The 21975-nt window shown below is 50.3% G+C and carries 17 protein-coding genes; 8 read left to right on the plus strand and 9 right to left on the minus strand.

The annotated features are described in order from the left end of the window. The first annotated feature begins 9 nt into the window (after positions 1 to 9). On the plus strand, positions 10 to 1383 hold the full coding sequence (locus AC27K1_RS02155) for a sigma-54 interaction domain-containing protein (RefSeq protein WP_487147952.1): 1374 nt from the start codon (positions 10 to 12) through the stop codon (positions 1381 to 1383). A gap of 112 nt (positions 1384 to 1495) precedes the next feature. On the opposite strand, the gene AC27K1_RS02160 is transcribed toward AC27K1_RS02155, so the two are convergent. Beyond that, on the minus strand, positions 1496 to 3175 hold the full coding sequence (locus AC27K1_RS02160) for an aspartate:alanine antiporter (protein WP_487147953.1): 1680 nt from the start codon (positions 3173 to 3175) through the stop codon (positions 1496 to 1498). Positions 3176 to 3286: 111 nt separating this feature from the next. Here AC27K1_RS02160 and AC27K1_RS02165 point away from each other — a divergent pair, with 111 nt between their 5' ends. Next, positions 3287 to 3487, plus strand: coding sequence for a hypothetical protein (locus tag AC27K1_RS02165; RefSeq protein ID WP_487147955.1), 201 nt, complete (start codon positions 3287 to 3289; stop codon positions 3485 to 3487). Here the strand turns inward: AC27K1_RS02165 and AC27K1_RS02170 are convergent. Further along, positions 3431 to 4306 carry an alanyl-tRNA editing protein gene (locus tag AC27K1_RS02170; RefSeq protein WP_487147957.1) on the minus strand — a complete coding sequence of 292 codons (876 nt, stop codon included), beginning with the start codon at positions 4304 to 4306 and terminating at the stop codon, positions 3431 to 3433. The two genes, AC27K1_RS02165 and AC27K1_RS02170, sit on opposite strands and share 57 nt — an antisense overlap. A gap of 354 nt (positions 4307 to 4660) precedes the next feature. Here AC27K1_RS02170 and AC27K1_RS02175 point away from each other — a divergent pair, with 354 nt between their 5' ends. From AC27K1_RS02175 to eda, 3 genes are read left to right on the plus strand one after another with little or no spacing between them, the layout of a single operon-like run. Further along, positions 4661 to 4834, plus strand: a complete 174-nt coding sequence (locus AC27K1_RS02175) for a DUF2256 domain-containing protein (protein WP_487147958.1) — start codon at positions 4661 to 4663, stop codon at positions 4832 to 4834. After that, positions 4831 to 6384: a cryptochrome/photolyase family protein gene (locus tag AC27K1_RS02180; RefSeq protein ID WP_487147960.1), complete on the plus strand. Its 1554-nt coding sequence runs from the start codon at positions 4831 to 4833 to the stop codon at positions 6382 to 6384. The genes AC27K1_RS02175 and AC27K1_RS02180 overlap by 4 nt, the downstream gene beginning before the upstream one ends. Before the next feature lie 14 nt (positions 6385 to 6398). Then, positions 6399 to 6983 (plus strand): bifunctional 4-hydroxy-2-oxoglutarate aldolase/2-dehydro-3-deoxy-phosphogluconate aldolase, encoded by a 585-nt coding sequence (eda, locus tag AC27K1_RS02185; RefSeq protein WP_487147961.1) that lies wholly within the window; start codon positions 6399 to 6401, stop codon positions 6981 to 6983. A gap of 426 nt (positions 6984 to 7409) precedes the next feature. Here the strand turns inward: eda and AC27K1_RS02190 are convergent, their stop codons facing one another. From AC27K1_RS02190 to AC27K1_RS02205, 4 genes are all read right to left on the minus strand, one after another. After that, complete coding sequence (locus tag AC27K1_RS02190; RefSeq protein WP_487147963.1) at positions 7410 to 7685, minus strand: hypothetical protein; 276 nt, start codon at positions 7683 to 7685, stop codon at positions 7410 to 7412. Between the two features lie 557 nt (positions 7686 to 8242). Beyond that, a complete protein-coding gene (locus tag AC27K1_RS02195) occupies positions 8243 to 9835 on the minus strand; it encodes a C2H2-type zinc finger protein (protein ID WP_487147965.1) in 1593 nt (530 codons plus the stop codon). 261 nt (positions 9836 to 10096) lie between these two features. Beyond that, on the minus strand, positions 10097 to 12535 hold the full coding sequence (gene cutC, locus AC27K1_RS02200; protein ID WP_487147967.1) for a choline trimethylamine-lyase: 2439 nt from the start codon (positions 12533 to 12535) through the stop codon (positions 10097 to 10099). 144 nt (positions 12536 to 12679) lie between these two features. Further along, complete coding sequence (locus AC27K1_RS02205) at positions 12680 to 13561, minus strand: ArgP/LysG family DNA-binding transcriptional regulator (RefSeq protein ID WP_487147969.1); 882 nt, start codon at positions 13559 to 13561, stop codon at positions 12680 to 12682. 117 nt (positions 13562 to 13678) lie between these two features. Here AC27K1_RS02205 and AC27K1_RS02210 point away from each other — a divergent pair, with 117 nt between their 5' ends. Further along, a complete protein-coding gene (locus tag AC27K1_RS02210) occupies positions 13679 to 14647 on the plus strand; it encodes an arginase family protein (RefSeq protein ID WP_487147971.1) in 969 nt (322 codons plus the stop codon). 304 nt (positions 14648 to 14951) lie between these two features. Here the strand turns inward: AC27K1_RS02210 and AC27K1_RS02215 are convergent, their stop codons facing one another. The 3 genes from AC27K1_RS02215 to AC27K1_RS02225 are packed head-to-tail and all read right to left on the minus strand — an operon-like array spanning position 14952 to position 18025. Further along, the gene (locus AC27K1_RS02215) at positions 14952 to 16334 is read right to left on the minus strand and encodes an ATP-binding protein (protein WP_487147972.1); all 1383 of its coding nucleotides are present in this window, start codon (positions 16332 to 16334) and stop codon (positions 14952 to 14954) included. Next, positions 16331 to 17011: a response regulator gene (locus AC27K1_RS02220; protein ID WP_487147974.1), complete on the minus strand. Its 681-nt coding sequence runs from the start codon at positions 17009 to 17011 to the stop codon at positions 16331 to 16333. Before AC27K1_RS02220 ends, AC27K1_RS02215 begins: the two co-directional genes overlap by 4 nt. 27 nt (positions 17012 to 17038) lie before the next feature. Then, complete coding sequence (locus AC27K1_RS02225; RefSeq protein WP_487147976.1) at positions 17039 to 18025, minus strand: methyltransferase domain-containing protein; 987 nt, start codon at positions 18023 to 18025, stop codon at positions 17039 to 17041. 704 nt (positions 18026 to 18729) lie between these two features. Between AC27K1_RS02225 and AC27K1_RS02230 the strand changes: the two genes are divergently transcribed. Beyond that, positions 18730 to 20238 carry a caspase family protein gene (locus AC27K1_RS02230; protein ID WP_487147977.1) on the plus strand — a complete coding sequence of 503 codons (1509 nt, stop codon included), beginning with the start codon at positions 18730 to 18732 and terminating at the stop codon, positions 20236 to 20238. A 130-nt stretch (positions 20239 to 20368) separates the two neighbouring features. Then, positions 20369 to 21964 (plus strand): AAA family ATPase, encoded by a 1596-nt coding sequence (locus AC27K1_RS02235; protein WP_487147979.1) that lies wholly within the window; start codon positions 20369 to 20371, stop codon positions 21962 to 21964. Positions 21965 to 21975 lie beyond the last annotated feature (11 nt).

Below are 21975 nucleotides of genomic sequence, written 5' to 3' on the forward strand. Positions count from 1 at the left end.
GGGGGATGGGTGGAAGAGCTGAACTGGCTGGTCCTGAGCATGAAGCATGTGCTGGATTCATTGGCACAACCGGTCACAATCGTCGATCGCGACGGGTATTTTGTGTATTACAACCGGGCGAGTGCGCGAATGGATGGCGTCGATCCGGACAATATCCTGGGCCACCATATCCTTGAGGTCAGCCCCTGGTTGCAGATGGAAGACAGCACGTTACTGCGTTGCCTGTCGGAGCAGTCCCGCTTCACCGATCATTACCAGGCATACAATGGTGTGGCCGGAGAACAGTTGCACTATATGCACAGTGCGATGCCGCTGTATGGACGAAGTGGTGACATTATCGGCGCCATTGAAATTGGACGTGTCCTGACGGCTTGCCCGGATAAACACGACAAACAGCGTGAAATCCCGGAGATTATCAGTGACGATCCGGCCATGCGTCGGCAGATCGAGGCGGTGGATATTTATGGCGCCAGTGAATTGCCCGTACTGATTTACGGAGAAACGGGAACCGGAAAGGAACTGTTTGCCCGCCGGGCCCATGCCATGAGTCCACGGGCGGGTCGATCCATGCTCTGCCTGAACTGTGCGGCGATTCCTGAAAACCTGCTCGAAAGTACGCTCTTCGGCACCACCCGCGGTGCCTTTACTGGCGCGGAAAATCGCAAGGGTCTTTTGGCGCTGGCGGATGGCGGCACACTGTTTCTGGACGAACTGAACTCCATGCCCATTACCCTGCAAAGCAAGTTGCTACGGGTTTTGCAGGATGGTTATTACCGGCCGCTGGGAAGTCAGGAACCGTTGAAAGCCGATATCCGTTTGATTACTGCCATGAACCAGCCGCCGTTTGATGCGGTTCGGGACGGTAACCTTCGGGAAGACCTTTATTACCGGATCAGCGTCGGGTTTATCGTAATACCACCCCTTCGGGATCGAATGAACGACATTGGTATTATTTCCCGGCGCTTTGTTTCCCGGTACGGCCCGTCCCTGAATCCGGCAGTGACCCACCTGGGGGAAACCGCGATCCGACAACTGGAACAGCATGACTGGCCAGGCAATGTGCGTGAGCTGGAAAATGTCATCCGTCGTAGTCTGTTGCTGGCGGGGCATGACGCCACCATGGAAACCGTTACCCTGATGCCGGATAGTCTGTCTGACCTGGCCTCCGGACTGGATAACCGCGGTGCGTTACCGTTGCCTGAAGCAAAACCGTTGCGGGAAAGTCTGGCCAGTTATGAAACACAACTGATTCGCACAGCGGTACAACGGCACAACCATAACCTTTCCGCGGTTGCCCGTGAGTTGGCTTTACCACGAACCACCTTGCTGTCGCGTATGCAGAAGCTGGGTATTATCCGTGAGGCGCAGGCCCAGGCTTCTTGACACCCGTCGCTTCTGGCTGGTCTCTGCGTCCCTTTCTATTCTCACCGTGCCGACAATCCCGGTCACATCGGCTCAATACCACCAGGGTCAACGACAGGCGTCTGACGCGTTATCAGAACAGCGTGGCAATCAGCGAACCTGCCACGGTGAACAACACGTTAGCCAGTGCGTAGGTGCCCACATAGCCCAGTGAAGGAATGGAGCTGCGGGACATATCGTTGACTGTCTCCATAGCCGGTGCGCAGGTGCGAGCGCCGGTAATGGCGCCGAGCAGCAGGGCGGGGTTCATGTTCAGAACATAACGGCCAAAGATATACGACAAAATCACAGGCACCGTGCTGACCACCAGGCCGGATGCAATGATCATTGGCCCCACCTGGGCCATGTATTCCAGGATACCCCGTCCCGCATTCAAACCAATGCCGACCATAAAAACCAGCAACCCGAGGTCTTTTAACAGACGCAACGCGGCCTCCGGTACGTGGCCAATCGTCGGGTGCATGGCGCGGAGATAGCCCATCATGATGCCGGAAATCAGCAGGCCGGTGGCATTACCGATCGTAAAGTCATAGTTGTTGAAGCGTAGTGTGATTTGCCCGATCAGCAGGCCGATGGCCAGGAATGTTGAAAAGGCGACCAGGTCAGTCACACGACTGTGAATACTGACAAAACCAATCTTGTCGGCCTGGGCGGCCACCCGTCGTTTTTCACCACTGACGCGCAGGACATCCCCTTTGTTCAGCAGAATATCCCGCTCGGCCGGCATCTCTATCTGGGAACGGGTAATCCGGTTCAGAAAGCAGCCGGCCTCGGTCAGGTTCAGGTCACTGAGGTGTTTGCCGACCAGCTGGTCGTTCTTGACCACGATATCCTCGGTGACAATCTGCATGTCGAGCAGGTCCCGGTCAAAGACCTCGTTACCTTCACGAAACAGCGGGTCGAGCAGTGCATGGCTGTCCGGGTAACCCAGCAGGGCGATTTCATCACCTTTTTGCAGCATGGCGTCGCCGGCCGGTTCGGCCAGGATGCCTTTGCGCCGGATTCTTTCGATATAGCAACCGGTGCGCCGGTAGATGCCAACCTCACGCAGGTTCTGGCCGGCAAAGGAGGCCGCCAGGTCTTTGCTGACCCGGTAAGCACGGATGATAGGCAGATAGGTTTTCTGATTTTCGCTGTCGTCTATTCCCCGTTCGCGGGCGATCGTGCTGGCGGCATCGGGCAGATCGACACGGGCGATGCGTGGCAGGTACCTGACAACCAGCATCAAACCGACCAGACCGACCAGGTAGGTAAGGGCATAGCCGATGCTCATGTTGTCCTGCAGTGTGCTGAGATGACTGACCACGTCTGGATTACTGAGGCTTTTCAGGGCTTCCTGTGCACCGACGAGGGCAGGGGTAGACGTCAGTGAACCGGCGAGCAGGCCGGCGGTGAGACCTTTGTCAAAATCAAACAGTTGCGACATCAGCAGTGTCAGGCCGAAAGCGGTGCCGGTGAGGAACAGGGCCAGTGACGCATAGTACTTGCCGTCCCGCAGAAAGACGCTGAAAAAATGGGGTCCGGCTTCAATCCCGACACAGAAGATAAAGACCATGAAACCGACACTTTCTATGCCGGGTGGCAGGTAGAACCCCATCTCTCCGAACGCCAGCGCCGTTGCCAGCACCCCGATCGTCGCCCCGAGCTTGAAAGTGCCAATCGACAGTTTGCCAATCAGCAAACCAATACCCAGGATAACAAACAGAAGTAGCTCAGAACTCTGGTTGAGGAGCGCCAGAAGGTCGATAGTCACGGCAGGGGTCCGGTCAGTGGCTCAAAAAAAATTGCGACATGGTATGCCTGATGGGACGTTAATGCCATGCGTTAAATCACGACTATTTCCGTTTGGCGCCGGATGGGTCTTGTGCCCGGCAGATCCGTTGGCGTCAGGTGTGGTGAAAAGATCGTGATATTTGCCAGTGATACCACGAGAATCCAAAATCCGGCACTGGCGGATGCCGCCCACATCGCCAGTGCCCATACCCATTATGAGATAGCGCTGTTTGACTTATGGCTGGCAGCGGGTGATAACTTCAAACGTTTGTTCATCCAGCGCGTGCATTGACACAGTGATTTTGCCAAGTGCTCCCAGCGTATCCGCATGACTGCCGCCGCAGGGAATGATCACCTTGTTTTCCTGGTCGAGCTGGCACTCCCAATATCGGCGGTCGGTCAGCGTTTGTCCTTCACAACGCACATGGATCTCACCACCTTCTTCAAGCCAGGTAGCCAGCTGTCGGTTAACCGCTTGCTCAATGTCGTTTAAATCCGTGAACACATCTGCGGCATTGAGGCCTTTTTTCTTCAGTGATTTGCCGCAGCGATAACGGTCAGTGCTCTGGTACTCACCGATGGACGACTGTGTGATGGCCTGCTGATCAAAATCAATCTGCCCCAGGGCGTCGTGCCGTCCCGGGTCTTTTCGCCAGTAACCCTGCAGGGCACGGTTCAACGCCAGGGCGGCGATATGGCAGGCGCTGTGACCGCAATCCAGGGCATGTCGGTAGGACGCATCCACCTGAAGATGAACCGTTTTGCCAGTCAGATCCGGTGTGCCGTCAATCACATGCGCGACTACAAAACACCAGTCGTCAGCACCTTTTTTGACCGGGATATCGGTATCCAGATAAAGCGTGTCATCTTCCAGGTTAATGGCGCCAGTGAGGCAGGATACGACAGGGTAAACCATACCATCGCAGTGTATCTCGCCGTGGTCGGCGGGCTGGTCCGGCCACTGGTAGTCGACGGGGTGGAAGGGGGTGTTGTCCACCAGGATCGCACTACGATTGTCGTTCAGGGGGACGGTTTTCACTACGGTTCCCGTACCGCTGGTCCCCCCTTCGGGATAACGAATGATGGTCGCTTTTGGCAAGTGGGTGGTCATGAAATTACCTTGTGTCGTTGAACTGACGCTGTTTTGAGCGCCAGGCATCCCTGCAGCTGATGGAGACTCGAAGACCTGTCCATACGCGTTGGGCACATGATCCAATGTTTCAGTGCGATTGACACTCAAAAATTGGCGGGAAACCAGGGATACTGAAAACGCCTCATTGAACAGTGTTTGTCCTGTGCCAGGGTGATGAACCCTGTTTTTCAGGCCGTATTGTGATCATGTCTGTCGTATTTGATGAAAAACGGTGCGGATGACAAACATGGCCGCTTCCGATGAAAACGACGGGTTGCTTCTACTCAATCCCGTTTAGCCGTTATGCTGTATGGATTGACGTGGATAATCAGGATGCCCCTGGTGGCCAGCCAGTCAGAACCCCATAACAAAACCCATGATGTAAAAATCTGCGCCGTATGCCAGCGCCCCTTCACCTGGCGAAAGAAATGGGCCCGATGCTGGCAGCAGGTCAGGTATTGCTCTGAGCGTTGTCGTCGCAACCGTAACCGGGTAGGGAAGTCATGAAAAAGTACCAGCGCCTTCGCCTGATCCTGGGGGATCAGCTTAATGCCGCACACCGCTGGTTCCGGAAAAAGGATGACGGCTGTCTTTACCTGATCGCCGAATTGCCCCGGGAAACAGATTACGTTCGCCATCATATCCAGAAGCTCTGTGCGTTTTTTTCGGCCATGGCATCGTTTGCGGGTGCCTTGAAACAATCCGGCCACCATGTGCAGCACCTGACGCTGGACGATACCGCGTCATTTAACGATTTGCCGGCACTGCTGAAGCATGTGACGGAAAAATACGGCATCACTGAATTTGAATATCAGCAGCCTGATGAGTACCGGCTCCAGCAACAGCTATCACAGCTGTCCCTGGGGGCAGGGATTACCATCAGCCGGTATGAGTCAGAACATTTCATGCTGCCGTTTGATGAACTGGAATCCTGTTTTACGCCCGGCAAAGCGGTAAGGATGGAAGCGTTTTACCGCAAGATGCGCAAGCGATTCGATATCCTGATGGAGGGCGAACAGCCTGCAGGCGGGCAGTGGAATTTTGACAGTGATAACCGGCAATCCCTGAAAAAATCGGACCTTGCCACGATTCCTGAACCGATTCTTTTCGCCAACCCGGTTACGGCTATTCTGCAGCGCATTGAGCGTCACCGGGTGGCACATTTCGGTGTACCGATCGATCCCTTGATATGGCCCGTTACCCGCAGGCAATCCTTACAGGTACTCAAGCATTTCTGTCGATATTGCCTGCCGTCGTTTGGGCGTTTTCAGGATGCTATGACTGCTGACAGTGAACATCGCTGGAGTCTGTATCATTCACGGCTGTCGTTTGCGCTCAATACCAAGATGCTGCATCCGAAACAGGTGATTGACGCGGCCATTGCTGCCTGGCACGCGTCGCCTGACACTATCTCCATTGCCCAGGTGGAAGGTTTTGTCCGGCAGATACTGGGGTGGCGTGAATTTGTGCGGGGCATGTACTGGGCCAATATGCCGGAATACCGGACGATGAACCATTTTAAGGCCCGGCAAACATTGCCTGCGTTTTTCTGGACCGGCGAAACCCGAATGCGTTGTTTGCAGCAGGCCATCAGCCAGTCCCTGGATTTCGCCTATGCCCACCATATTCAGCGACTGATGGTGACCGGCAACTTCTGTTTACTTGCCGGGATTGAGCCAGGCCAGGTCGATGACTGGTACCTGGGGATTTACCTGGATGCCATTGAGTGGGTGGAACTGCCCAACACCCGGGGTATGAGCCAGTTTGGCGACGGCGGGCTGGTGGCGTCAAAACCTTATGCGGCCAGCGGCAATTACATCAACAAGATGAGCGACTACTGCCGTGACTGCCATTACAGCGTGAAAGAAAAAACAACGGAGAACGCCTGCCCGCTGAACAGCCTCTACTGGCATTTTATGCTCAGGCACCGTGACCAGTTGGCTGTTAACCATCGCACCGGTGTTGTGTATAAAGGCTGGGACAAACGAAGCAGCGAAGAACAGCGCGCGGTGCTGGACAGGGCAGAATGGTGCCTTGAGAATCTCGATACGTTGTAAGAGGGGGGACGGTAATGAATCAATGGGCGCTTGAACCGGCCGAGATACTGGCCATCCATCCTGTCCTGCCGGTGCTGGTGGTGGATAGCGTTGAGCAGGCGGTGTCCATTGGACGTGCATTAATTGAAGGCGGGTATGCTGTTCTTGAAGTCACCCTTCGTACTCCTGCCGCGCTGGATGCCATTACTGAACTGCGTCGCCTATTTCCTGGGGTGCTGGTGGGCGCCGGTACCGTGCTAAATACTGCGGACTATGATCAGGCGGTGAAGGCGGGCGCCCAGTTCACGGTGTCTCCCGGGCTAACCGAATCACTGTTAGCGCATGCCCGAAGCCATACGATTCCATTGATTCCCGGTGTCGCTTCCGCCAGTGAAATTATGGTTGCGCTGGCATATGGCTATGAATGCCTTAAGTTTTTTCCGGCAGAAGCCTCTGGTGGTGTGGCCGTTCTGATGGCGCTGGGTGGACCGTTTCCACAGGTTTTCTTCTGTCCCTCTGGTGGACTGTCTGCCGCCAATGTTGAGGGTTACCTTTCCCTTCCAAATGTTCCAGCGGTATCCGGTTCGTGGATGCTTCCTGTTGAAACAGTAATATCATAGGACTGTGGACGTATAGCGTGCCTTGCCCGTGAAGTATTCAGCCTTGCCAGGTGATAAATATAAACGTGGGCGTATTTTTGCTGAAGTTGATTCACGCCTTAAGACGGAATGAAGACACATAACGCTGAGGCTTTGCCTGTCACTGTGAGTGTCAGATCGGTACCACTGATATAGGGTCTCTCAGCCCTGCCAATAGCTCTGCTAAGAGCTGATGTACTATTTGTTGAATTATTGGACGATATAGGCATGAGAGTTAAAGGGAGTATTGATGGTAAGTGACTAATCATAGCCGTTGTTTGGCCAGTCTCTTGCCATTTCCCAGTCACCTTGTAGCGCACGATCTTCAAGATTGTCCGAAAACAGGGAAATTTTCCCATTATCTACACGCTGCCTGATGGTCTGAACTAGCAATATTATGATTTCCATCTACGCTCGCTTGAGCGGCTGCGACTCTTGAGAAATATTAGGCATATTACCGGCTAATTGTAGTCGTTGTTTGGCCAATGTTCTTACCAGTTGCCAATCACCTTGTAGCGCACGACCTTCAAGGTTGTCCGATAATGGGGAAATTTCCCCATTATCTAAACGCTGCCTGAGGATCTGATAAACAATATTATAATTTCCATCTATGATCGCTTGAGCGATTTGCAATTCCTGAGAAATATCAGGCGTAGTGACATTTTCTGTTATGGGCGATGGCACAGGCTTGGTATTCCTGTCTCCTATCCGGCAACAGGGGCAGAGACAATTCCAGATTCGAATAAGCCAGGCAAGACAGCTTTGCCAAGTGGTCTTTTGACGTTGTTCTATTGATGGAATTTGAGTGTCACCAATTTTTACGCTCTGAGGGCTGCATTTCATAATGTGTTAACTTAATAATATTTAAATAATTTTTGGCTTAATTCAGGCTAAGCTTGCAGATTATTTAAGAAATAACCATGTGAATATATAGACACTCTTATAGCGAAAAAGTTCTGTGAGATTGTTTTTGGTGTTCAGGGTTCCTATACCGTGTCCGCGTAGTAAAGGTAAGACAGGCATTCTTTTGATGTGCGCCGAATATTCAGCTGCTCCATCTCCTTGAGACGTTGATCAATCATTTTTCTGCTGGTGTAATTCATATTTCATGCCACCCACGGCAGCGGCGGAACCTGCTAAAACTATGATGCCTGGAAAAAGAAAAGGATCTGCCAGTTGTCGATTATCTGACAATGGGCTGAGCAAGGCACAGGATGTAATGATGCACGGTTAATTTTTTATTAAGCCGCCTTATGGCATTTTTTATGTGGAAACTTGTGGACAGTTCGCAGATGTTGTTGCAGGTCAGAATAACAGACGAACCTTTTTGAGCACTTGTTACATCGGTGGGGGCGTTCCCTGGTATGCAGACGTTTTATATGCCTGTTCAACCCCTGACTCTGGGCAAACGATTTACCACATCGGGAGCAGTGGAAAGGGCGTTTCCCATCATGACTCCAGGTGTGTACAGCCAGAGCGGAAGGGCTGGTAAAGCTTTTATCACACTGAGAACATGCATGATTGCCTTGCAGGTTATGGTAATTGACTAAATGCCTTTCCAGATTACTCTTCTGCAATGTTTTGAATGGGCAGTAGATACATTTTTTCAGATTACGTTTACGGTTAGCGGCATCTATTTTTTTACATGTCATCTGATGTCGATTTTTGTTACTGCTTTGGCTGAACTGCCTGCCACATCCTTTACATGCATATTTTTTGATACCTGCATGAAGTAATAAATGTTTTTGCAGATTTCCACCATAGCGAAATTTCTGATGACAAAAATCACAGGAGAACGCCGGAGTCTGTTCAGGGCGCTTAGATGACGTATTTGATTGATATGCCCTCTGTTTTGACTTTCCTCTTCTCGAGTGTTTGGTTGTCATATGTCGATTTAGGCATGACTTTCTTGAATATGCCTTTTCGCACAGGTCACATTCAAAATCCTTTGTGGTTATGTGAACTGCCTGATGCTGCCTGAGATGGCTTCGCGTTTTAAATGCTATCCCGCAGATCTGGCAAAAAAGCTGTTTCAAATACTCTTTAGCTACCACTTCCCGTGTTGGCATGACGCCCTGTTGTTCTGCAGGCTCAATATAACTGGTTACGCCGTATTCCCAATAGATTTCCTGATAAGGTTTAATCGCCGTTGTAGCCTCTAAATATATTTTGCCGAAGCGCCTGACAATTTTTGCATTGGTTTCAAGTGCCTGACGTTTGTCGGCTGGGAGTAGCCTGCGGAATGTACTGTCATTTGCCTTGCTGCCCGCATGCATGCCTTTAGAGACTTTCTTGTAGCCATCTATAACGGTCATGCTATCGATGCTGGCAAAGTGGGTGGCCTCTTGAAAGTGGCTCTTGTAGTATTCTTTGTCTTTCGGGGATAGCAGGCGTTTTACTCCGTCATACTCTGTTATCAGGTAACCCTTCTCGATATTCACCCTTGAATACAGCGCTTCGCCGGCCAACCTGATCTTGCTCTCCGCGCAATACAGACCATTGCCTATCACTCGCGGTATTCTTTTGGGCGGAATGTGTTCCAGCTTTTTTTTAGATGAATAGTTACCGTCAGGTATGCCCCTGGCGTAGCGCTTTTGGGGTTTCGTAAAGTGGGTGGCTGAGGGTGCCTGTTTTGGGGATCGTGTGAATAAAGGCGCTTGATGTGTTGTATTCAAACCCCTTTCTTTGATGAGGGTCGGTGGAGGTTGGCGTCTATAATCGTTTTTTTTGATGCTTTTATTATGTGTTAAAACCGGTGGCAGCAGTGTTGCTTGTGGCTCGTGCTTCATTTTCAAGACATTAGGAACGCTATAAGCGTGAGAGCGTGTTTTCATCCTTAAATCACGGTTATATGAAATACTCAGCTTGAATTAAAACGCAAAAGTATTCTCATTCTCTCCCTTTTGATCACTAACAATTCTGTTAGTATCCCAGGCATAGAATCACATTGATCAGATTATTTCCCTAAGATTTTAATGGCTGATGGGATACTGAATAGGCAGAAACACCGCAGTGAGAGTTTTACATCAGCACTATGTCTGTGTGCGGCTCAATGAGCCGCAAACAGTGTGTGATAGAAGAATGTAAGTGTTCGCTTACCGGCTGTTGTCCAGCATCGTGCGGCTGATGATTTCATCCTGTACCTCTTTGCACAGTTCGACAAAAAAGGCGCTGTAACCTGCCACACGCACCATCAGTCCGCGGTGGGCCTCGGGGTGCTTTTGGGCTTCGCGCAGCAGTTCATCGTCGAGGTAGTTAAACTGCATCTGCCCGTTGCCCATGATGGAGGCCGTTCGCAGCAGGTTGATAATGCCCGCTTCACCCTCCGGAGTTTCCAGTGAACCTTTAACCAGCTTGAAGTTGTGGGCCATCCCCAGGCTCATGGACTCCACATTGATCTTGCTGACGGACTTGATGATTGCGGTTGGACCCAGCCGGTCTGCGCCCTGGGATGGACTCATGCCATCAGACAACGGTGCGCCAGCCAAACGGCCATTGGGGGTTGCACCGACCATCTCGCCCAGCGGGGTATTGAACGACTGTGACAGCGTACCGTGAATCATCCGGGCATACAGGGAGCGGTGCTGGTTCATGGTCTTTTCGGTGAAATCGACGATGTCTGCCGTGATCTTGTCTGCGTAGTCGTCATCGTTACCGAATTTGGGGGCATTCAGACAATCCCGGTGTATGTGTTCAAATCCTTCCCAATTCGCTGCCAGTGCCTGTTTGAGTTCGGTGAGTGTGTACTTCTTCTCATCAAACACCCGTTTCCTGATAGCCGCCATACTGTCGGCATAGGTACCCAGGCCGGCAAAGATGGTGCCGGGTCCTTCATAAAGAACAGCACCGCCGGCGGTGACATCCCTGCCGCTTTGCATGCAGCCATCGACGAACAGCGACATATACGGCGTAGGCATGGTGTCTCGCACCAGCTTCTGGTTGATGACGGTTCCCCTGGCCGTCAGTTCAATGATGTGGGCCAGCTGTTGTTTAACGGCGGCATCAAACTGCTCGTAGGTGGTGAACTGTTCCAGTTCACCGGTATCCAATCCCTGTTGTGTACCGTGTGAAACCATTACGCCGCGATTCAACACCAGCTCTATGGCAATGGGCCACTGGGTAAATCCACCCACCGTCCACTGATGGATACGTCCTGATTTCTGGGGTTCCACACATCCCATCAGGCAATAATCCCGCGCGTCATCAAAGTCGAAACCCTTGCGTAGCATCATACGGATATGGGCATCGTCGAAATGGCAGGCGGGCATGCCGCCACCGGCCTTGATCACCTCGACAATCTTTTTCAGGTACGGCAGGGGCGACTGGTTGTGGATACGGCAGGCCAGTGAAGGTTGGTAAACATTTACTTTGCGTACAGCGTCCATGACCAGGTAAGTCAGCGTATTGGTGGCATCCCCTCCCTCACGTTTTTGTCCGCCTACGCAGAGATTGATAAATGGCATATAGCCGGCAAAGTATTTTGCGGTAGCTTCCGGTGTGTACCAGATCATCTCGGCGCATTTGAGAATAAAGCAGCCCATCAGCTCCAGGGCTTTGTCTTGATTCAGGGTGCCTGATTCCATGTCCGCGGCAAAGCAGGGATACACATACTGGTCGAAACGTCCCAGTGACGTACTGCACTGGTTTTCTTCCATCAGGAACAGGGACTGGATCGTCCAGATGGCCTGCAGGGCTTCGTGAAATGTTTGTGGTGGGTTGGCCGGTACACGGGCATTAATGGCGGCAATGGTTTCGAGCTCGGTCTTTCGAGCTGGATTCGTTTCCATCTCTGCCAGTTCCCGGGCATAGGCGGAGAGTCGGTTGGCATACGTCAGGATGCCATCGCAGGTAATAATGGCAGCCTGGTAGTAATGAAGACGATCCTGGTCGTCAGAACCGCTGTCGGTTAATTGTTTCAGGTAGGTTTGCGCCTCAGCTTTTACGCCGTTGATACCCTTGGTGAACAGGATGATGTCGTATCCGGGGCTGGTATCACCGCCGCCACTGGTATGGTGGTAGGAGAGGTCACTGATGCAGGCCTCAGCGGAAAACGACCACAGACCGGCATCGCGAAACTTTGTTTCACAGGCTTCATCCAGTGACTTGCCTTCCCAGAACGGGAAGATGTCATCACGAAGCGTTACCTTGTCGTTTTCGCTGATCTGGTAGGGGTCCTGTGAGCGGGTGCCAATGGTATCGATTTCGTCACGCAACCAGCGCCAGGCGGTATCCGGAGAAAACGCACCGGCACGGGGTTTGCCACAGGGGTGGCCGACAATCAGTTCATCTTTCTGAATCAGCAGGGGCGCCGTTTCACAGGCACGTTTGAAACCCATGGCGCGGAGGATGTTCTTGGGCAGATGCGCATGTTCCCTGACTACTTCGGTATACGCCAGTGCCCGGCCAATGGTGATGCTGGGCTTGACCGTCAGATAGGCATCTTTCAGATGCTGCAACCGTTCAGGTAGTCCGGCATTCTGTACATTGGAACCGGTGGTGAAATCACTCGCGGCAATGGCGGGATTGGCTGACATCGAAAGCCTCTTGCGTGCAGAAAGATGACAGTGCGAAATTCCAACATGCAGGCTTTTCGATTACGTTGACTTGTCGCAAGCTTTCTTACAAAGGCATCAGGTGTAGGATCACTCAGTATCATGGTGGTGATTGCATCAAAGTTTTCAGCAACATTTCCCAGCGATCTGGAACAGGCTCTTTTCAAGGCGGGTAATGGTTTCTGATTCCAGATCCCAGCGCTTCCAGTAGAGGTCAATGGTGACCTGTCCGGGACTCAGGATTTGGAGGGTTTCCTTGCTGGCTGACTTTTCTATAAACAGATCGGGCATCATGGCCCAGCCCATGTTGTTCATGATGGCATCCATAATCAGGTGAGTACTGGGGATATACGAGACCCGCGCCATTTCACTGTTCATGCCCAGTTGTTTTAAATACCGCGCAGCCAAGTCATCGTACTGGTCATGACAAATGACAGGCGCTGTTGCAATGTTCTCTTCGGTGATGCCGCTTTGTCCAAAATGCTGCCGGAAGAATGTGTGGGAACAAACGCCATAATAAATCAACGACCCCAGTCGGTCGCTTTTACAGCCCGGGATAGCGTCAGCCACAGACGTCACCGCACCCAGCACTTCTCCCCGCCTTAACAGCTCAAGCGTTGATTTGTTATCCGCAACACGGACATCCATGTTGATCGGGCTGTCATGCTGCACAGCGGCAATCACATCCATAAACCAGCAGTTGAGGGAATCATGGTTCACAGCGACGGACACAGTATGGCCGGATGCCTGTGTTTTCCTGATGAGTGAATGTTCGATTTCACTATGCAGCAGCATGACTTTGCGGGCATGTTGCAACACCTGTTCGCCGATATCAGTAATACGAGGCGGCAGGCTGCGGATGAGTACCGGCTGCCCGAGGCTGTTTTCTAGGCTTTTGATGCGCTGCGATACCGCACCCGGTGTAATGTGCAGTTTCCTGGCAGCCCCATCAAAGCTGCCGGTATCGACAATGGCGACCAGGGTTTCCAGTTCTCGACGATCAAGCATTTTCCACAACAATAGTCGCTTTAGGTTTGCTAAAGATCCTATACGGTTTTTAGTTATATTTAATATGTCTTGGTCAATACACTCTGCTGTAAACGCTATGACATCAGAGAAACGTCGATGACCAAGCCTGTATCCCTACCTCACACCTCACATCCTGTCCGTTCTTTTTTGGATTGGCCTGTTATTACTAACCCGGAACATTGGGACGGAAATGTCGCCCTGATTGGTGTCCAGCAAAGTGAACCTTACCCTTCTGACCCTGTGCCTTCTGACCAGGCGACAGCCCCCGACGCCATACGCCTGCAGTCGTACCAGTTTTGTGACGGGCCGGGCCAGTGGGATTTTGATATTGGCACCACGTTGTCTTCCCTCACCGCCATGCGCCCGTTTGATTGCGGCAATATCAATTTTGACAGTCGAAATAACGCTGCGGCCTATCCCGAATTTGCGAACTACCAGACACAGCTATTTGAAACACTCTGGCGTAACAATACCCAGATACTGATGTTGGGTGGCGACCATGGCGTCACCACACCAGCCCTGCAGGCACTGCAGGTGTTTGGGGAGCCGGTGCATGTGGTGCATATCGATGCCCATCTTGACTGGCGAGACAACAAAGAAGGGGTTCGTGGCGGTTATAGCAGCCCGTTAAGAAGAGCTAGCGAAATGCCCTGGATCAGCGGGATGACGCAGATCGGCATGCGCGGAACTGGCAGTGCCCGCCGTGAAGAATTCGAGGATGCCGTTGCGTGGGGATCCCGTATCATCCCGGCGCTGGATGTGCATAACCTGGGTGTGAAGGCGATCTGCGAGCAGCTACCCAAAGGGCAGAAAATCTACCTGACCATTGATGCTGATGGCCTGGATGCCAGCCATATGCCGGGTGTGCTCGCCCCCCAACCCGGCGGTTTGTATAAAGAACAGGTGGCGCAAATCATTCAGTTTATTGCGTTGCATAATGACCTGGTCGGTATGGACCTGGTGGAGCTTGCGCCGTCGTTTGACCTGCCGAATGTCATCAGCTGCATCACTGCAGGACGACTGTTGATCAATGCCATTGGAACGACATGGAAGAAATGCCTTTGAGTAGGAGAAAATACCTGCTTGAAGAGAACTGATATTCAACTTTGTATGAGGTTAATCGAAGCTTTTACGTATCAGACTTGATACTTCAATAGCCTCATTTAACCAAAGCCTCAGCAAGTGCTGAGGCTTTGTATTTTTATTAGCCAAATACACCTGACGAATGAGCGCTTTAATAACGCCAGATACAGTAAATAAGGTTATTCACAGCAGGAGGGATAGAGAGGCCAATGCTGATGTAGTAGCCAGTAAAGCATGTAGTCACTGATTCGTCGTGTTTAGACCGGCTCCCCTGTGATGGATGACCTCAGCCTTGAAAAAACACCTGTACCTTCAGCCCACCGTAGGCTGACTCCCCCAACGCGATCTCCGCACTATGCAGCTGAATGATATGCGCGACGATGGATAACCCGAGCCCTGAACCGGCAGTGCCGGACTGATGTCTGTCGCCACCGGTGCGGTAGAAGCGGTCAAATACTCTTGCGCGTTCGGGTTCCGGGATGCCCGGGCCCGAATCTTCAACGATCAGCATCGGTCGGCCAGCATCAGTGATGGCACTGATCTGGATTACGCCACCTTCCGGCGTATACAGGGCAGCATTCCTGACCAGGTTGCTGAGCATGATTTCCAGCCCCGCCGCATCGCCCTGAACCGTGACCGGACCGTTTTCTTCCAGCGAGATCGTCTGCTGTTTATCAAGCATGAACCGGATATTGGCGGCGATCACTCGCTGGCATAACGCCGGTAAATCCAGCGGCTGGAAACTGGCGAGGTAGCTTTCCGGTGTGGTCTTGGCCAGCACCAGCAGCTGTTCCACAAGATGCACCAGACGACGATGACCCTGCATGGCCATATCCAGCGCCGCCTGCTGTTCCCGCCCCTGGCTGTGGCAGGCGTTCTGCAGGTGAATGCCCATGCCGGCCAGTGGCGTGCGCAGCTCATGGGCGGCATCACCGGTGAAGCGGCGCTCCCGGGCAAAGGCTTCGGAAAGGCGGGTGAGCAGACGGTTGATGGCGCTGGTCAGCGGCACGAGTTCCCGGGCGGTCTGCTCGGTTTTGATTGTGCGCAGGTCACTGGCTTCCCGCTGTTCCACTTCACGGGCCAGCAGGGTGAGCGGCTGCAGCCCCTTGCTGACCAGGCAGCAGATCAGCACAAACGCCACCGGCAGGATAATCAGAAACGGCAGGGTGCCCTGGAGCGCAATCACCTGGCCCATCTCGCTGCGGATGTCGTCCCGTTGCGCCGTGATGATCCAGCGTTTGCTTTCGGGTTCGTAGAGGGTGAACAACCGCCAGTCATGCCCACGGGTCTGCAGGGTGCGGAAGCCTTCCACCGGTGAGGTCAGGGCGAAGTCCGGCGAGCTGTCGGCCTGTGCCAGCAGCTTCAGGTTGTCACTGAAAATCTGGAAGAACAGTTTCGCTTCGTACTTGTGCCCCCACGGGCTACCCGATTCCCCCTGCCAGTGTTCCGGCAGAGCCTTGAACGGCACGGTGATGACAGTGTCCTGCTCGGTGTCGGTTTTCACCAGCTGGCTGAGCGAGCGGGCATACTGCACCAGCTGGGCATCCTGCAGCTCTTCGGCTTCATAGCGGCTGCGGTAATAACTCCACAGCGTCATCAGGCCATCGGCGAGGACCAGCGTCAGCAGCAGGCCAACCAGCAAAAAACGGCGAATGGAGGAGATGTTCATGCGGACACTTTCTCGACCAGCCAGCCGACACCGCGAATGGTGCGAATAAAGTCCGGCCCGGTTTTTTTGCGGAGGTTATGGATGTGCACGTCCACCGCGTTACTGACCACCTCTTCATTCCAGTTGTAGAGCTTGTTGATGAGCTGCTCCCGGGAATAAATACGACCGGGGTTTTCCATCAATACCCGCAGCAGGGCAAATTCCCGACGGGGCAGGGCGATAGCATCACCGTCGGCCAGGGAGAGTTTGTGGCTGTGGGTATCCAGCGACACTGGCCCCAGGGCAACGACGGCGCTGGTCGCATGACCCAAACGACGTTCCAGTACACGGAGTCGTGCCAGCAGTTCCTCCAGCTCGAAGGGCTTGGTGAGGTAGTCGTCCCCACCGCTGTCCAGCCCGGCGACTTTGTCTGGCACACTGTCACGGGCGGTGAGAATCAACACGGGTAATGGTGAGGTGTTGCACAATTTCTTGAGTGATTGCAGCAGTTTCAGGCCATCCATATCCGGCAAGCCGAGGTCGAGGATGACCAGATCGGGCAGGGTGTCCGGCTGGCGCACCAGGGCGAGGGCGTCCAACCCGTGGGTGACGTGCTCCACCGCATAGCCTTCCTTTGTCAGGGCGATCTCAATCCCTTTGGCCAGGAGCATGTCGTCTTCAATCAATAACACTTTCATGCTGGATTCTTTACGTCGTTGATGGCGTCAGTTGTCGTAGGCCGTAGTGCGAGCCAGGGCCGCCGGGGTGCGCGAGTTCTGTGGTCGTCGCTGCTCGTGCAGTTCCAGGAGCAGGCGGCTCAGTATTGCCCTGGGCGACGTGTTTTTCACCCGGGATTCCTCCAGCGTTTGCAACACTTTTTGCACCGGTTTCCACAGGCCTTTGCCTTTGGTGAGGTATTCCAGCCAGCCTTTGCAGCGCAACCTTTCCTGCATACGGGCGACGGAATCCGCGCCGGGCAGCCAACCTGCCGAGGGCGTCGCTTTTGCACGGAACAGCACCCGGAGGTTGGCGGAGGTATCGATCCGCTCCACGTCAAACCAGGGGCTGGCGCAGGCCACGAGGCTGTCGATGCCGAAGTAGAATAGGTGCGCCCGGAAAAAAATGTTATGCGGTGACGCATCGTTCGCTTCGATCCACGGCACTTCGATGAACAGCCGGCCTCCCGGGTTCAGCATGGCGTACAGGCGCGCAAAGGCCGAGCTCGGGCAGCGCAAATGCTCCAGCACATGAAACAGGGTGATGACATCGTACTGACCACGGGCGTCGTTTAGCTCGCCGGTCTCGATGTGGCTGCCGTATTCACGGGCGGCGTATTCCGAGTAGCCGATGTTGGGCTCAATGCCCCAGGCGCGGAAACCGGCGCGGCTGGACAGGTACACGAACTCGCCGCCGCCGGCGCCGATATCCAGCAGTTCACCGCCGGCGCAGCCGGCGGCCAAAAGGAACTCGACCCGCTGCAGCGCGATTTTCCCCGCACGGTACACATGCCGGGGTTTGGGTGTGTAGGCCTGTTTGTAATCCACCCGATAATGGTGGGCGTAATAGGCCGTGAGCGCCTCGGCAGTGGGTAGCGGGGTTTGCTGAACGAGTCCGCACTGTTCACACAGGGCAACCGTGAGGGGTTCTCCGGTCTTGGCGTCTTTGTGGGCGACGGGTGAAAGCCTGTTATAGCCGCAGTGTTGGCATGCCATCAGTGATTGAGCCTCTCTGGTGTGATGTCCCATGGGAGATTAAAAATCGGGGTATGGCAGAGAGCATACGGGGGAAGAATTAAGGGGGAATTAAGAGAGGGGCTTGTGCGGCTGTCGTACGCAGAGTCGTTGCAAAGGACCAGCAGTACGCGAGCTAGCTTTGGGTAAATCACCTATTCGAACTGTCGTTTAGGTCAATACCCTTGCCCTATCAAATGTGGTTACATACACGACAATTTTTGTACAACTAGTCAACTTCGAGCTACCGAGGCCCATGCTCCGCCAGTCACTAACAGACTGCGCCACTCCTTCGGGCGGTAGCGTACCTTGAGCTTTTGAACAGTCGCCTCAAATGCGTTTGCATACTGTTTTATGGGTAAAACTATCACATAGATAGGGGACAGAACTTCAACTTGAGTTCGCCTATGCATGTTTTTATCAACTCACATAACGTTCTGTTTTCTATGTATTTTAAGGCTTTCGTTGACTTGGCCTTGTTTTATGCGAACTTGATAAAAAATCGTGAAATGCGAACTGGTTGATAAATGATCAAAAGATAGTGTTGCGACATATCTTGTTGATATACCACATTTTTTATAAAAGACAGTTAATAAATAGATAGTATGTTATGCGAACAAGGTTCGTATAAACCTCTGTTAGAAACCTAAACAAACATCATCATTAACATTAAATTAGGAAAAGTAGTGAATCTAGGTATTGTAATTGGTGTAGAAAAATACATCAGTGATAGTTTTGAGAATCTTGAGGCTTGCAGAAATGATGCAAGCATTATTAAAGATGTTCTATCGAATGTAAAAGACTTTGAAGAGATCGTTTATGTTAACGATAATGAGCCTGGAACAGAGATAAAGAAAAGAATTGTTGAATTTGTTGAGAAATATAAAGATAAAGATATAAAAGAGCTTGTCTTCTATTTCAGTGGTCATGGAGAACGGTTTAATGACGACTTCTTCTATCTCCCATCCAATTTTGATAGGAGAAAGAGAGAAACAACTGGTCTACGAAACTCTGAGTTAGATGAATGGATCAAAACTTTATCACCGCAGCTTTGCGTAAAGATTGTAGATGCCTGCTTTAGTGGAACTCAATACATCAAGAGTGAGTCAACAGCTGAGGCTGACTTAAAAAAATCCGCCCAAAAATACGGGTTAAATGATATATATTTTTGGTTTTCCTCTAGGGAAAATGAACCCTCTTATGCAGGAAATGAATTTAGCAGATTTACTGAAAGCATCTTGTCAGCTTTATTGGATAAGACTGGTGAAGTAAGATACAGAGAAATCATGGACGCTGTTGCTGATGACTTTGCAAATGCAGGGAGTTCCAAACCAATATTTGTTACGCAATCTAGTAATATAGAAAAGTTTGGACATATCACGAAAAATACTCATAAGTTAATTTGTGATGCATTTGGTCTTGAATATGGGACTGAACCTGAACAACGAAGCAATGAAAAAAGTCTTGAGTCAGATACTATCGTCAAAGACAAACAAACAATATTCGATTTAGTGGCAAAAAAATCACATGAAGCTTGCTTTAGCGAAGAAGAATTGTCAGCATTCATATCCTCATTTAATGAAAATCTATCAAACTGGAATGAGGAAATAAAAAAAGCTTACGATATAAGTGTTGATAACACTATTGAGTGTTATCAGATACCTAATAAACAAAAGCTAGGAGATTGGCTTGAAAAAAATAGAGAAAATAATTATTTTGCCAATCCAACCTATGATACAAGAGATTATCAAGTTGAAGAGTATAAAGCATTACCTGAAAAGCCAATAAAAGATACTTTATCCTCATTAAGAAGAATGGCTCTTTGGCATCAAGATGAAAAAGAATACAAGTTGGAAACTGTGACTAGGACTGAAAAATATATCAATGGTTTTGAATACAGTCATTCTCTAGAAAAACGCATTCTGAAAATTTCATTTGAACCAAAGCTAGAACTCGTTGATCCGATTTGTTTATATGTCATTCCAATATATTCAAACAAAGATGTTGTTTTTAGTTTTTCTTATGAATTTTTGCAAAGAAGAAACTGGAATTCACACTCAAGCCCGAAATGTGGAAAATGGAGAAATATCAGGGTCAATGTAAATTCAACTAATTCAGATGCAAGTGCGGCAGAACATATAAAGAAAGAACTAGAAACCTGGCTTACTGATGCAATTCGCAAGATCATCGAGTAGGTTTCTAACAAAAAATTCCAGCGGACACTCGCTCCGCTCGTGCCGCTGAATTTGGCGTTATGTTTCTTAATTCACCATCTCAATGCCATCAGGTATAATGCCTTTTAAATTGTAAGATTACCGAGTTAATATGTCAGACTTTCAAATTCATTACCAAAGCCAAGAAGAATATAAGGAATTAACTATATCTTCAGGAAATATTATGTTTCTTGTAGGGTCTAATGGTACTGGCAAATCTACACTAATGCATAATTTTACAACACAAAATTATGGCAGAGTCAGGAGAATTACTGCTCACAGGCAAGTTTGGTTTAATTCTGATAGTGTAGACATTACACCAGCATCAAGACAGCAAACAGAACAAGATATTAAAAGCATTGATAGTAATGAAGAATCACGTTGGAAAGATGATTATGCTCAGCAAAGGTCACAGGCTACCATTTTCGACCTAATTGACTCAGAAAATATTGAAGCAAGAAAAATTGCTGATGAGGCAAGAGCTGGAAATTTTGAAGTTGTTAAACGCCTTGCAAGTGATCCTTCGCCAATTGTTAAGATGAATGACATCTTAAAAATATCAAATCTACATTTTCAGGTTTCTGTTGATAGAGGCAGTAAACTTATAGCAACTCGAGAAGAATATGCAGCATATAGTATTGCAGAACTATCAGACGGAGAGAGAAACGCACTTCTTATTATTGCAAATGTCCTAACAGCTCCAGCAAATACACTTATTCTACTGGATGAACCTGAAAGGCACTTACACAGATCAATTGTCTCTCCGATGATCAGTACGCTTTTATCTTATCGTGAAGACTGTGCATTTATAATCTCAACACACGATGTGTCGTTGCCTCATGACCAGGAAAAATCATCGGCTCTTCTCTTAAGAGAGTACTCTCATAATCCAAGAAGCTGGAAAGCTGACTATATTGAAGAAGTGGAAAGTCTTGACGAACATACAGCTTTAGCCATTTTAGGCTCACGAAAGGTCATCTTATTCATTGAAGGCATAGCATCCAGTTTAGATATTCAAATTTATCAAATTCTTTTTCCTAAAATTACTATAAAACCACTTGGTAGCTGTATTGATGTAGAGCGAGTTGTACGTGGTATTCGTGCATCTGAAGGAAGTCACTGGATCACAGCATATGGGATCATTGATCGTGACAATAGATCAGATAAAGAGTGTAACGAGTTAATTGATAATGGTGTAATTCCACTAGAGCAATACAGTGTAGAGTCTCTCTACTATCATCCTAAAATTGTATCGATGATCTTGGAAAGGATGTCATCTGTCTCAGGAATTGAGGTTCAAGAGACAATATCAAAGATTGAAGAAGATGTATTATCTACTATGCAGAAGCATAGTAAAAGAATGGCCGCACGATTAGTTGAAAGAAAATCAAGGGATATTTTAACGAGAAAAAGTCCAAACTGGAAAGAAATTTTAAAAGGAGATATTTCAATAAATTTTTCAACCAATGAAATTTACATTGAAGAGTTAAGCTTAATCAACAATTTTATTGAAAATAGAAATATTGAACAGTTAATATCAAGATATCCAGTGCGAGAGACTGAACTTCTGGAGTTATTATCAAGGCATGCTCAGTGTCTTTCTATTGAAAAGTATGAACAAGCAGTGAGAAAGTTACTGATAGATAGTAATAAAGCTAGAGATGCATTGTTGACATTACTAAAGCCTGTTTCTGATAAGTTATTGTGAGCAACAGAAAC

The sequence above is a fragment of the Kistimonas ophiarachnellae genome, from assembly GCF_057552235.1.